Below are 12,400 nucleotides of genomic sequence, written 5' to 3'. Positions count from 1 at the left end.
TGAGGGGGGACGCCATGGGACACGCGCGCAGCGCCTCCGCGGCGGCGGCCACAGTCCGCGTCACGGCCATCGCGAGCCTGACGCCCCTGGAGGAGCTCGACGCGGACCCCTTCCTCGTGGACTCCCGCAGCCAGTACGCGATGTGCGCCCGCTGGGCCGCCGAGCGCGGTTACGTCGTCACCCGCGAGCTCCTCGTCCGCGGTCTGCGCCCCGACCACCGCACCTTGTGGGCGGACGTCGAGGCGGGCCTCGTCGACCTGTTCGTCGCGCCGAGCCGTCGTGTCCTGGAGCGCGCCCTCGCCTCCGTGGACGAGTTCACCGCCGAGTGCGCCCGCCGAGGCGTACGGATCGAGACGGTCGGGTGTGCGGAACCGTCGTACGACGCTCAGATGAAGGCCCGGGTCCACCGCCGCCTGTCGATGCCGACCGCCGGCTACGACGGCCGCTGAGGGGGACACCGGGGGCCGCTCGACCGTTGTGACAGGGTGGGAGCAGGCCTCGCGCACCGGGCGGGCCGGGACGTGAGGTGGACAGGGCGTGGGCGGAAGGCGTTGGCGGCGACTTCTCAGCGGAGTGTGGCGGAGTGTCGCGGTGTGGGCCGTGTCCACGGTCACCATGCTCGTCCTCGCCGGTGCGCTGCCCGACTTCCAGCTGGAGTCCAGCAACGGGGACAGTGCCACGCGGATCGCCGTCACCGCCGGGGTGGGCGCGGCCGTCTTCGGTCTGCTCTCCTCGCTCGTGTGGCCACTGCTCGTACGGGCGCTGCTGCTGGTGCCCGCCCTCGTGCTCGGTCTGCTCGTCTTCTTCCTGAACGGGTCCCTGCTGCTGATAGCCCTGCGCATCAACCCCTCCGGGCAGGGCGAGGCCGCCCCGGAGACCGCCGTGGTCGTCGCCGCCGTGATGTCCGCGGTCGCCTCGGCCACCGGGGGTGCCCTCGCGGTCCGGGACGACGACGCCTACGGGCGCAGGCTCTACCGGCTCGCCGACCGGCGCCGCAGACGCGGTGACGGGCAGGCCGGGTCCTCGACCCCCGGTACCGTCTTCCTCCAGCTCGACGGCGTGGGCCACGACGTGCTGGAGGAGGCGGTCGGCAAGGGGCTGATGCCCACCGTCGCGCAGTGGCTCGGCAGCCCGGTGAGCAGTGGCCGCCCCACCCACCGGCTCACGCCCTGGCGCACCGACTGGTCCAGCCAGACCGGCGCCAGCCAGCTCGGCATCCTGCACGGCAGCAACCACGACGTGCCGGCCTTCCGCTGGTACGAGAAGGACACGCACGAGGTCATGGTGTGCAACCGGCCCTCCAGCGCCGCCGAACTCCAGCGCCGTGCCATCGAGTACACCGGCGACGGGGGCCTGCTCACCGTCGACGGCGCCAGCCGCGGCAACCTCTTCAGCGGCGGCGCCGACCAGCTGGCCCTCGTACTGTCCATCGCCGCGCGAAGGGGCCGGGAGAACCGCTCCCGCTCGGGCTACTTCGCGTACTTCAGCGACCCCGCCAACGCAGTCCGTACGGCCATGTCCTTCGTCGCCGAGGTCCTGCGCGAGATGGGCCAGTCCACGTGGGCCCGGATGGAGAAGCGGCGGCCACGGGTCAAGCGCGGCGGGCTGTACCCCTTCGTACGCGCCTTCGCGACCGTCGTCGAGCGGGACGTCGTCGTCGCCGCGGTGATCGGCGACATGCTCGCCGGGCGCAACGCGGTCTACGCGGACCTGGTGGCGTACGACGAGGTGGCCCACCACTCCGGGCCGCGCAGCCGGGACGCCGAGAAGGTCCTGGAGCGCCTCGACCGCTCCCTCGCCCTGGTGGCCAAGGTCGCCGAGCACGCCCCGCGGCCCTACCGGATCGTGGTGCTGTCGGACCACGGCCAGAGCCCCGGCGAGACCTTCCTGACCCGCTACGGCCTCAGCCTCGGCAACCTGGTCCGGGCCGGCTGCGGCCTGCCCGTGCCGCGCAAGGTACAGCACACGCACAGCGGCACCGAGGCGCGGGCCGCGGTCCGGGCCGCGCTGCGCAGACCCGTCGAGGAGCGCGGCGAGCACCACCGTCCCTCGCGGCGCTCCGAGCCCATCGTGCTGGCCTCCGGAAATCTCGGCCTCGTCTCCTTCCCCGACGTGCCGCACCGGATGAGCCGGGAGGAGATAGACCGCCGCCACCCCGCGCTGCTGTCCACCCTCGCCAACCACCCCGGCGTCGGCTTCGTGCTGGTCCGCAGCGAGGAGTACGGCGGACTCGTGCTGGGCGCGAACGGCGCCGAGGTACCGGTCGACAAGCTCGACGACGCGCGGCCGGGCCCGCTCGCCGACTTCGGCCCCGGCGCCGCCGACGCCGTACGACGAACGCACTCGTTCCCGCACGTCGCCGACATCATGGTCAACTCCTCGTACGACCCGCAGGAGGGCGAAGTCCTCGCCTTCGAGGAGCAGATCGGTTCGCACGGCGGACTCGGCGGGGCCCAGGCACGTCCCTTCCTGCTGTCGCCCGTGGTCCTGTCCGCGCCGGTCGAGGACGACGCGGATCTCGTGGGCGCCGAACAGGTGCACCGCGTACTGCGGCGCTGGCTGCGCGAGTGCGACGGCCCCCAAGTACCGCTGGCGGCGCCCGCGGACGAGCGCGCCGCCTGAGCCACGGCCAGGTGGCCGGGGCCGCGCGACGGAAAACGGAGTGCTGCCAGCGGGCCGTCATTCTGGGTGAGTTGGGCACGGGTGTGATCGGATGGTGCGTACGGACCCCGAAAGCGGGACCTCATCGAAGGGAATCATCGTGGCAACCACGCGCACCGCACACACCGTGTGGGAAGGCAACCTGCTCGAGGGCAGCGGCGTCGTCACCTTCGACTCCTCCGGCATCGGCCAGCAGCCGGTGACGTGGGCGTCGCGGGCGCAGGACGCGAACGGCAAGACCAGCCCCGAGGAGCTGATCGCCGCCGCCCACTCCAGCTGCTTCTCCATGGCGCTGTCGCACGCCCTCGCGGGCGCGGGCACCCCGCCCACCAAGCTCATCACCAACGCCGACGTCACCTTCCAGCCCGGCGAGGGCATCACCGGAATCCACCTCACGGTGGAGGGCACGGTGCCGGGCCTCGACAACGACGGCTTCGTCGCGGCGGCCGAGGACGCGAAGAAGAACTGCCCGGTCAGCGCGGCGCTGACCGGCACGACGATCACCCTGACGGCCAAGCTGGCCTGACGTCCGGGAGCAGTACGGCGCCGCGGTCCCCGCACAGGGCCCGCGGCGCTGTCATGTCCGGGCCGCCCTGGCCCGGCCGCCCCCTCGGCCAGCGCGCCCCATTGACAAGAAAGCACTCAAGTTTTGTGCTTGAAGGTGGGCAGCGCCCTGGCGGAAGGGGACGGACATGGCACGTGCGGTCGGGATCGACCTCGGTACGACGAACTCGGTGGTGGCACTCCTCGAAGGCGGCGACCCCACCGTCGTGACCAACGCGGAGGGCGCGCGCACCACCCCCTCCGTGGTGGCCTTCGCCAAGAACGGCGAGGTGCTCGTCGGTGACGTCGCCAAACGTCAGGCCGTGACGAACGTGGAGCGCACCGCGCGCTCGGTCAAACGCCACATGGGCGACGCGAGCTGGCGCTTCCCGGAGAAGGGCTCCGTCGACGGCACCCGCTACCGTGCCCAGGAGCTGTCGGCGCGCGTCCTGCAGAAGCTGAAGCGGGACGCGGAGGCCTACCTCGGCGAGGACGTCACGGACGCCGTGATCACCGTGCCCGCCTACTTCGACGACGCGCAACGCCAGGCCACCAAGGAGGCGGGCGAGATCGCGGGCCTGAAAGTCCTGCGGATCATCAACGAGCCGACGGCCGCCGCCCTCGCCTACGGCCTCGACCGGGGCGAGGAGCAGACCGTCCTCGTCTTCGACCTGGGCGGCGGCACCTTCGACGTCTCGCTCCTTGAGATCGGCGACGGCGTCATCGAGGTCAAGGCGACCAACGGCGACACCCGGCTCGGCGGCGACGACTGGGACCAGCGGGTCGTCGAACACCTCGCGCAACGCTTCAAGGCCTCGCACGGCATCGATCTCGGCCACGACAAGATGGCGCTGCAGCGACTGCGCGAGAGCGCCGAGAAGGCCAAGATCGAACTGTCCAGCTCCTCCGAGACCACCGTCAACCTGCCCTACATCACCGCCACCGCCGACGGCCCCCTGCACCTCGAGGAGAAACTGACGCGCGCCCAGTTCCAGGAGCTGACCGCCGATCTGCTCGACCGCTGCAAGACCCCCTTCCACCAGGCGATCAAGGACGCGGGCGTCAAGCTCGCGGCGATCGACCACGTCATCCTGGTCGGCGGCTCGACCCGGATGCCCGCCGTGACGGACCTGGTCAGGGACCTCACCGGCAAGGACCCGCACAAGGGCGTCAACCCGGACGAGGTCGTGGCGCTCGGCGCGGCCCTCCAGGCGGGTGTCATCAGGGGGGACGTGAAGGACGTCCTGCTCCTCGACGTCACCCCGCTGTCCCTGGGCATCGAGACCAAGGGCGGCATCATGACCAAGCTCATCGAGCGCAACACCACGATCCCGACCCGCCGTTCGGAGATCTTCACCACGGCCGTGGACAACCAGCCCTCGGTGGGCATCCAGGTCTACCAGGGCGAACGGGAGATCGCCGCGTACAACAAGAAGCTCGGCGTCTTCGACCTCACCGGGTTGCCTCCCGCGCCGCGCGGGGTGCCGCAGATCGAGGTCGCGTTCGACATCGACGCCAACGGGATCATGCACGTCTCCGCGAAGGACCTGGCCACCGGGCGCGAACAGAAGATGACCGTCACCGGCGGCTCCGCGCTCCCCAAGAACGACATCGACCGCATGATGCGCGAGGCCGAGCAGTACGCCGAGGAGGACCGCGCGCGCCGCGAGGGCGCCGAGACCCGCAACCAGGCCGAACAACTCGTCTACCAGACCGAGAAGTTCCTCCGCGAGAACGACGAGCGCATCCCCTCCGAGACGAAACCCGAGGTCGAGTCCGCCGTCGCCGACCTCAAGCGCCTCCTGGAGGACTCCGCCACCGACGCCACCGCCCTGCGCACCGGCGTCGAGAAACTGGGCTCGGTGAGCCAGAAGATGGGCCAGGCCATGTACGCCCGGGCCCAGCAGACACCCGGCCAGGAGCCGGCCGCCGAGCACACCGCGGCGGAGGAGGACGGTGTGGTGGACGCCGAGATCGTGGACGACGAGAGGGAGACGAGGGGCGGCGCGGCGTAGCGGCCCTGAGCGGGAGCATTCCTGGAGCCCCTCCCTGGAGTTCCTCCCTGGAGCTCCTGCTTGGGAACCCTCTTTGGGAATCCTCAGTAGGAGTCCCGGATCTCCCGCAGGATCTCCTTGGTGCGCGGTACGGACGCGGCATGGGCCGACATGTGGTCCAGAACCTCCAGGTGCGTGACCACCTCGGAGCGCGAGTCGAGGTAGACGGCACCGGTCAGATACTCGCTGTAGACCATGTCGGGCAGCTCCGGCTCCGCGAAGCGGAACAACGCGAAGGAGGTGTACGTCCCCGGGTGCGGGCCGCTCGCGTACTCGGCGACCTGGACGGAGATGTCGTCGCTCTCCATCTCGCGCAGCAGTCGGTCGATCTGGTCCCGCATGACCTCGCCGCGTGTGCTCACCGGGCGCCGCAGCGCGGTCTCGTCCATGATCACCCAGAGGTGTGGCCGGTTCTCGCGCCCCAGCAGCAGCTTCTGCCGCGTCATGCGCAGCGTCACATGCCGCTCGACGGCCTCGGGCCCCGCCTGGCCCACCGTTCCGGCCTCCAGCACGGCGCGCGCGTACTCCTCGGTCTGCAGCAGCCCGGGCACGAAGTGCGGCTCGTAGGAGCGGATCAGACGGGCGGCGCCCTCCAGGCTGACGTGCATGCTGAACCAGTCCGGCAGCACATCGTGGAACCGCTGCCACCAGCCCGGCTGGTTCGCCTCCTCGGCGAGCGCGACGAACGCGGCCACCTCGTCGTCGGCCACGCCGTACGTCGTCAGCAACACCTGAAGGTACGGAATCTTGAGGGCGACCTCGGCCATCTCCATCCGCCGCACCGTCGCCGGGGCGACACGCAGGACACGCGCGGCCTCTTCCCGCTTCAGCCCGGTGGCCTCCCGCAATTCCTGCAGCCGCCGCCCGAGCACTACTTGCCCCACGGTGGGCGCAGCCCGCCGCTCACTCACGCCACGCCCTCCCCAAGCGCCGAAGCCCCCACTCAAACGGATCAGCGACGCTCCGTCAAGACACCAGTGACTGAAGGTATTTGACCGTCGCCGGGTCCGCGGGCAGAAACGTCTCGATGGCCAGCTCGGCGACGGTGACGTCCATGGGGGTGTTGAACGTGGAGATGGAGGAGATGAACGACAGCACGCGCTCGCCGTGCTCGATCTGAAGGGGGAGCGCGAAACAGGGAACGGGCTCGAGTTCCTCGTCCTCGGCCGAGGAGATGGCCTTCGTCTCCGGTTGAGGTACTGGATAGGCCGCCACCTCCTCGTACAGCGCGCGCAGTGGCTCGGAGCGGTCCAGGGCGATCTGTCGTTCCATCTGCGCGAGCAGGTGGTCGCGCCACTCGCGGTGGTTGCGGATCCGAGGCGCCAGGCCCTCCGGGTGGAGGGTCAGCCGCATCGCGTTGAGCGGCGGCGTGAGCAGCGACTCGCCGACGCCCTCCAGGAGCATGGTGATGCCACGGTTGGCGGCGAGCACGGTGTACGTGGCGTCGACCACCAGCGCCGGGTAGGGCTCGTAGCCCTGGATCAGCCGCTCCATGCCCTGGCGCAGGGCGTCCATCGACGGATCGTCGAGCGGGGTCTCCGGATAGTGGGGCGCGTAGCCGGCGGCCAGGAGCAGCGCGTTGCGTTCCCGCACGGGGACGTCGAGGTGTTCGGCCAGCCGCAGCACCATGTCCTCGCTCGGACGGGAACGGCCGGTCTCGATGAAGCTGATATGGCGGGCCGAGGAGTCGGCACGCAGCGCCAGTTCCAGCTGGCTGACCCGACGCTGTTCGCGCCAGCCCCGCAGCAGCGGGCCGACGCCCTTGCCGGCAGGGTTGGTTGAGGGCCTGGTCGGACCGGACGCGACGATGGACATACGCCGACCGTAGCCGAGGAACGCCCCGCTTTCAGGGGCGCGGGGAACCACGCGGCCGGCCCCCCCGCCCACCCGCAGCCGAAGAAGCACCCCCAGGGGTCTGGGGGCGGAACCCCCAGGTTGACGAGGGGACGGGTGGGGACGGCGGGGGCGCGAAACCCCTCGGGGCGCCGGAGAGCCCCGGTCGGGGGACTGTGGCAGGCTGAGGAACAGCCCCACGGCACCCCCCCCGTACGAATGGAGTGAGGCCATGCCCGTCGAACCCCTGTCGCAGAAGGAGATCGAGGAACGGCTCGCGGAGCTGCCCGGCTGGTCGCTGGACGGCGACCGACTGGCCCGCTCCTATCACCTCCCCTCCCACTTCGCCGCGACCGCGATGGTCGTCCACATCGCCCAGGTACAGGAGGAGCTCGACCACCACTCCGACCTCACCCTCGGCTACAACACGATCTCCCTCACCGTGAACACCCACAGCGTCGGCGGCGCCGTCACCGAGCTCGACTTCAAGCTCGCCCGCAGGGTGGAGGCACTCGCTCCGGGACATGGCGCACACTGATCCGCATGCTGGACTACGACAAGGAAGCCGAGGCGTACGACTCCACCAGGGGCGGTGAGCCCAGGGCCACCGCGGCCGCGGACGCCGTACTCGGCCTCGTCCCCGACGGCGTACGGGACCTGCTCGACGTCGCCTGCGGCACCGGAATCGTCACGCGCCGGCTCGCCGCCGCCCGCCCGGCACTCCGGGTGACGGGCGCGGACGCCGCGCACGGCATGGCCCGGATGGCGGCGGCGAGGCTCCCCGGCGCGGTGATCCGAGCAGACAGCCGCCGACTGCCCTTCCCCGATGCCTCGTTCGACGCCGTCACCAGCGTCTGGCTGCTCCATCTGGTCGACGGCGCGGAGGACGTCCGCGCCATCGTCGCCGAGTGCGCGCGGATCCTGCGCCCCGGCGGGGTGTACGTCACCACCGTGGACAAGGCCGCCGCGCACGACGTGGGCAGTGACATAGACGCCGTACTCGCCGACCGCCCGCGCCGCGCCGCCCAGGACCGCGCCGAGGACGTCGAGGCGTACGCCGTGGAGCACGGGCTCATCCCGGCCGGGCGGGCCCGTTTCCGGGGCCACGGCCAGGGCCGCAGCCCGCGCAGCACGGTGGCGGACCTGCGCCGCGGCTGGTTCACCCGGATCGCCCCGGACGATCCGCTGGCCGAGCGCTTCGTCACGCTGCTCGAAGCGCTGCCCGATCAGGAAGTCCCGCGCCCCGACCCGCGGTTCGTCCTCCGCGCGTTCAGGAAGATCCCCGCCGCGCGAACTCCATGACCCAGTTGGTCACCCATGTCCTCTCTCCGTCCACGGAGAAGGCCTGCTCCCAGCGGGCGGTGCTCGCGGAGATCCCCGACCACACGAACCGCACCCGTACGTCCTTCCCGTCGTGTGTGTCGTCGCCGCGGAACTCACCGCGCCCGTCGGGCCCGAACCGCCCCACCACCGGCGGAAACAGCTTCCCGCTGCGGCTCGACGACCAGTTCAGTGACCACACCAGGGCCGCGGGGTCGAAGAGCCGCAGGGTGAGGCCCTTCCACCCCTGACCGGGCACCGTCATCTCGTCGAGGTTCGCGGCCCCGTCGAACAGGCTCCAGCAGTGGCTCGTGGCCCCGAACTCCTCCCAGCCGCTGTCGGCGTCGAGGAAGTCGGTCAGACGCCTGTTGCGGACGTCCCACTCCCCGTGGAGGAAGTCGAAGTCGTGCGGGCTGCTCATGAGCGGTCTCCCGTCGTGCCCTCGGGGAGGGAGTCGGCAAGGTAGGCGTCGAGGTCGGGTGCGTCGGGCGTGAGCATGTGCCGCACCCAGGCGTCGCGTTCGTGCAGGATCGGCGGCAGCTCCCAGACGCAGCCGATCCAGGGGAGGTCGGGTGTGATGAAGTGCGTCGGATCCCGGTCCGGGCAGCCCAGGACCGGCTGGCCCGCCGACGCGCCCCGGAAGTGCAGGACGTTGTCCCACACCCAGCTGTACGCGTTGAGGTAGGCGCCGTCGTCGCCGCCCCGGTGCAGTACGACGAAGGTCGCGGGCGGCGTGCCGTCGGGCTCCGGCAGCAGCTTCGGCAGTATCGCGTACGCCGCCGCCTCGACGTCGGGCGCGATACCGGCCGGGTCCGCGGTGACGTGGTAGCGCTTGATCCGTCGCCCTGCCACCTCGATGGGCGGCGGCACGGTCAGCAGTTTCTCCCTGAAGTTGCGGGAGTTCGGGGAACTCGGGGAACTCGGGGAGTTCGAGGAGTTCGAGGAGTTCGGGAAGGTCGTCGAAGCCATGACGCGCACGCTAGGCCGACTTCACTGACACCATATGTCAGTGAAGTCCAGCCGGCTCGTCTCGATCCTCCTGCTGCTCCAGACCCGCGGCCGGATGACCGCCGCCGACCTCGCCGAGGAGCTCGATGTCTCGGTACGCACGGTCTACCGGGACGTCGAGGCGCTGAGCGCGGCGGGCGTCCCGCTGTACGGCGACGCGGGGCACGCCGGCGGATACCGCCTCCTCGACGGCTACCGCACCCGTCTCACCGGCTTCACGGAGGGGGAGGCCGAGGCCCTCTTCCTCGCCGGTGTCCCCGGCCCCGCCGCCGAGCTGGGCCTCGGCCCGGTCCTGGCCGCCGCGCAGCTGAAGGTGCGCGCCGCCCTCCCGCGCGAGCTGCGCGAGCACGCCGACCGGATCAGCGGCCGCTTCCACCTGGACGCCCCCGGCTGGTACGCGGACGCCGACGACATCCCGTACCTCCCCGCCGTCGCCGACGCCGTCTGGAACGCGCGGGTGCTGCACGTCCTGTACCGCCGCTGGCGCGAGCCCACCGATGTGCGGCGCCGCCTGGAGCCGTACGGTCTGGTTCTGAAGGCGGGCCGCTGGTATGTCGTGGCGGGCCCCAGGCCGCGCACGTTCCGCGTCGACCAGATCCTCGAACTCACCGCCACGGATGAGGAGTTCAGCCGACCGGAGACGTTCGACCTGGCCGCGTACTGGGCGGCGTACCAACGGGACTTCCACGACCGTCTGCACCGTGCCGAGGCCGTGATACGGGTGGCACCGGGAACTCGTCTCACCGGCCCGGCGGCCCAGGCCATGGACTCCAACGGCCTTACGGAGCAGGACGGTTGGACCCGGACCATTGTCCCCATCGAGTCCGTCGCCCAGGCCCATGACGAGTTCCTGCGCCTGGGTGCGGCGATCGACGTGCTGGAGCCCGTCGAGCTCCGGGACCGTATCGCGCGCACGGTGGCGGCACTGGCCCGCCTGTACGCGTAGAGAGCGCTTGCGGATACTTGCCGATAGGCGGCAACCCCCCTGCCCGCGGCGGCAACTGAGGGAACAGAAGCAGTCTGTCCTCTCAGGAGGTAACCATCGTGCAGCACCCGCACAGGCAGCACCGCAGACGCGCCATCGGCTCGGCCCTGGGGGCCACGGCCGCCCTCATCGCCGCCGGACTCACCGCCCTCGGCACCGGAACGGCCCATGCGGCCACGGCCCGTCAGGTGGAGTCCCTCGACCGGGGCGTCGTCAGCGTCCACACCGACAGCGGCAACCTGGTCAGCTGGTGCTGGCTCGGCACCGACCCGAACGACGTGTCGTTCAACGTGTACCGCGCCGGTACGTTGGTCAACTCGTCGCCGATCACCGGCTCCACCAACTACTTCCACTCGGGTGCGCCCGCTCAGGCCGACTACACGGTGCGCGCGATCGTGAACGGCGTCGAGCAGGCCGACTCCGTCCACGCCGTCCAGTTCCGTACCGGATACAAGGACGTCCCCATCACCCCGCCCGCGGGCGGTACCACTCCCGACGGAGTCGCCTACACCTACGAGGCCAACGACGCATCCGTCGGAGACCTCGACGGCGACGGCCAACTCGACTTCGTCCTCAAGTGGCAACCCACCAACGCCAAGGACAACTCCCAGTCCGGCTACACCGGCAACACCGTCATCGACGGCATCAAGCTCGACGGCACCCGCCTGTGGCGCATCGATCTGGGCAGGAACATCCGCTCGGGCGCGCACTACACACAGTTCCAGGTGTACGACTACGACGGCGACGGCAAGGCCGAGGTCGCCATGAAGACGGCGGACGGGACGACGGACGGCCGGGGCACGGTGATCGGCAGTTCCTCCGCCGACTACCGCAATTCCAGCGGTTACGTGCTGTCCGGGCCCGAGTACCTGACCATGTTCAATGGGCAGACGGGCGCCGCGATGGGCACCGTCGACTACGTTCCGGCGCGCGGCACGGTCTCCTCCTGGGGGGACTCGTACGGCAACCGGGTCGACCGTTTCCTCGCGGGGACGGCCTACTTGGACGGCGCCCGGCCCTCCCTCATCATGGCGCGCGGCTACTACACCCGTACCGTCATCGCCGCCTGGGACTGGCGGGGTGGCGCGTTCACCCGGCGCTGGACCTTCGACACCAACTCCTCGACCAACAGCGGCAAGGGCTACGACGGCCAGGGCAACCACCAGTTGTCGGTGGCGGATGTCGATGGGGACGGCAAGGACGAGATCGTGTACGGCTCGATGGCCGTGGACGACAACGGCAACGGCCTGTGGACCACCAAGAACGGGCACGGGGACGCCCTGCACGTCGGCGACCTCGACCCCTCCCGCCCCGGCCTGGAGGAGTTCAAGGTCGACGAGGACTCCTCTAAACCGGCGTCGTGGATGGCGGACGCCAAGACGGGTGCGATCCTCTGGTCCACGGCGGCCAACGGCGACAACGGCCGGGGCGTGTCCGGTGACATCTGGGCGGGCAGCGCGGGCGCCGAGTCCTGGTCCTCGCACGCGGACGGCGTCCGCAACCCGCAGGGCACGGTGGTGGCGACCCGCAAGCCGGGCAGCATCAACTTCCTGTCCTGGTGGGACGGCGACCCCGTCCGCGAACTCCTCGACGACACCCACATCGACAAGTACGGCGCCTCGTCCGACACCCGCCTGCTCACCGGGTCGGGCGTCCACTCCAACAACAGCACCAAGGCGACCCCGTCGCTGTCCGGCGACATCCTCGGCGACTGGCGTGAGGAGGCCGTCTGGCCGACGACCGACAACACGGCCCTGAGGATCTACTCCACCCCGTACGAGACGACCACAAAGATCACCACCCTCCTCCACGACACCCAGTACCGCACGGCCCTGGCCTGGCAGAACACCGCCTACAACCAGCCCCCGCACCCGAGCTTCTTCATCGGCGACGGGATGACGACGGCGCCGCGTCCCACGGTCTACACCCCCTGAACAGGGCAGATCCCGTCCCAGAACAAGCCGAAGTGCGGGCGGGCCGTTCGCACTTCGGCTTG

At 70.8% G+C, this 12,400-nt stretch carries 12 protein-coding genes; 8 read left to right on the top strand and 4 right to left on the bottom strand.

The window, feature by feature from the left end:
- The first annotated feature begins 14 nt into the window (after positions 1-14).
- The 4 genes from OG568_RS11665 to dnaK all read left to right on the top strand — a co-directional run bounded on the left by OG568_RS11665 (position 15) and on the right by dnaK (position 5,219).
- Complete coding sequence (locus tag OG568_RS11665) at positions 15-449, top strand: hypothetical protein (RefSeq protein WP_266428404.1); 435 nt, start codon at positions 15-17, stop codon at positions 447-449.
- Between the two features lie 88 nt (positions 450-537).
- Positions 538-2,622 carry a phage holin family protein gene (locus tag OG568_RS11660; protein ID WP_329531431.1) on the top strand — a complete coding sequence of 695 codons (2,085 nt, stop codon included), beginning with the start codon at positions 538-540 and terminating at the stop codon, positions 2,620-2,622.
- A 139-nt stretch (positions 2,623-2,761) separates the two neighbouring features.
- Positions 2,762-3,187 carry an OsmC family protein gene (locus tag OG568_RS11655; protein ID WP_329531430.1) on the top strand — a complete coding sequence of 142 codons (426 nt, stop codon included), beginning with the start codon at positions 2,762-2,764 and terminating at the stop codon, positions 3,185-3,187.
- A 166-nt stretch (positions 3,188-3,353) separates the two neighbouring features.
- Entirely contained in the window at positions 3,354-5,219 is a 1,866-nt protein-coding gene (dnaK, locus tag OG568_RS11650) for a molecular chaperone DnaK (protein WP_329531429.1), read from the top strand.
- An 83-nt stretch (positions 5,220-5,302) separates the two neighbouring features.
- Here the strand turns inward: dnaK and OG568_RS11645 are convergent, their stop codons facing one another.
- Positions 5,303-6,169: a helix-turn-helix domain-containing protein gene (locus OG568_RS11645; RefSeq protein WP_266428388.1), complete on the bottom strand. Its 867-nt coding sequence runs from the start codon at positions 6,167-6,169 to the stop codon at positions 5,303-5,305.
- 55 nt (positions 6,170-6,224) lie between these two features.
- Entirely contained in the window at positions 6,225-7,073 is an 849-nt protein-coding gene (locus tag OG568_RS11640) for a helix-turn-helix domain-containing protein (RefSeq protein WP_329531428.1), read from the bottom strand.
- Positions 7,074-7,323: 250 nt separating this feature from the next.
- Here OG568_RS11640 and OG568_RS11635 point away from each other — a divergent pair, with 250 nt between their 5' ends.
- Together OG568_RS11635 and OG568_RS11630 are read left to right on the top strand one after the other, a co-directional pair.
- A complete protein-coding gene (locus OG568_RS11635) occupies positions 7,324-7,629 on the top strand; it encodes a 4a-hydroxytetrahydrobiopterin dehydratase (RefSeq protein WP_329531427.1) in 306 nt (101 codons plus the stop codon).
- Positions 7,630-7,634: 5 nt separating this feature from the next.
- On the top strand, positions 7,635-8,393 hold the full coding sequence (locus OG568_RS11630; protein WP_329531426.1) for a class I SAM-dependent methyltransferase: 759 nt from the start codon (positions 7,635-7,637) through the stop codon (positions 8,391-8,393).
- On the opposite strand, the gene OG568_RS11625 is transcribed toward OG568_RS11630, so the two are convergent.
- Both OG568_RS11625 and OG568_RS11620 read right to left on the bottom strand, forming a co-directional pair.
- Complete coding sequence (locus OG568_RS11625; RefSeq protein WP_329531425.1) at positions 8,362-8,832, bottom strand: hypothetical protein; 471 nt, start codon at positions 8,830-8,832, stop codon at positions 8,362-8,364. The genes OG568_RS11630 and OG568_RS11625 overlap by 32 nt on opposite strands.
- The gene (locus OG568_RS11620; protein ID WP_329536330.1) at positions 8,829-9,281 is read right to left on the bottom strand and encodes a hypothetical protein; all 453 of its coding nucleotides are present in this window, start codon (positions 9,279-9,281) and stop codon (positions 8,829-8,831) included. Before OG568_RS11620 ends, OG568_RS11625 begins: the two co-directional genes overlap by 4 nt.
- Before the next feature lie 139 nt (positions 9,282-9,420).
- Between OG568_RS11620 and OG568_RS11615 the strand changes: the two genes are divergently transcribed.
- Both OG568_RS11615 and OG568_RS11610 read left to right on the top strand, forming a co-directional pair.
- The gene (locus OG568_RS11615; RefSeq protein ID WP_329531424.1) at positions 9,421-10,365 is read left to right on the top strand and encodes a helix-turn-helix transcriptional regulator; all 945 of its coding nucleotides are present in this window, start codon (positions 9,421-9,423) and stop codon (positions 10,363-10,365) included.
- Between the two features lie 98 nt (positions 10,366-10,463).
- Positions 10,464-12,338, top strand: a complete 1,875-nt coding sequence (locus tag OG568_RS11610) for a rhamnogalacturonan lyase (protein ID WP_329531423.1) — start codon at positions 10,464-10,466, stop codon at positions 12,336-12,338.
- The last annotated feature ends 62 nt before the right edge of the window (positions 12,339-12,400 follow it).

The sequence above is a fragment of the Streptomyces sp. NBC_01450 genome, from assembly GCF_036227505.1.
Taxonomy (GTDB): Bacteria; Actinomycetota; Actinomycetes; order Streptomycetales; family Streptomycetaceae; genus Streptomyces.
This window is presented reverse-complemented; position numbering and strand designations above follow the sequence as displayed.

Coding starts and splice junctions, on each gene's coding strand:
- OG568_RS11665 (WP_266428404.1), top strand. CDS start 15: ATGGGACACGCGCGCAGCGCCTCCGCGGCGGCGGCCACAGTCCGCGTC.
- dnaK (WP_329531429.1), top strand. CDS start 3,354: ATGGCACGTGCGGTCGGGATCGACCTCGGTACGACGAACTCGGTGGTG.
- OG568_RS11640 (WP_329531428.1), bottom strand. CDS start 7,073: ATGTCCATCGTCGCGTCCGGTCCGACCAGGCCCTCAACCAACCCTGCC.
- OG568_RS11635 (WP_329531427.1), top strand. CDS start 7,324: ATGCCCGTCGAACCCCTGTCGCAGAAGGAGATCGAGGAACGGCTCGCG.
- OG568_RS11630 (WP_329531426.1), top strand. CDS start 7,635: ATGCTGGACTACGACAAGGAAGCCGAGGCGTACGACTCCACCAGGGGC.
- OG568_RS11625 (WP_329531425.1), bottom strand. CDS start 8,832: ATGAGCAGCCCGCACGACTTCGACTTCCTCCACGGGGAGTGGGACGTC.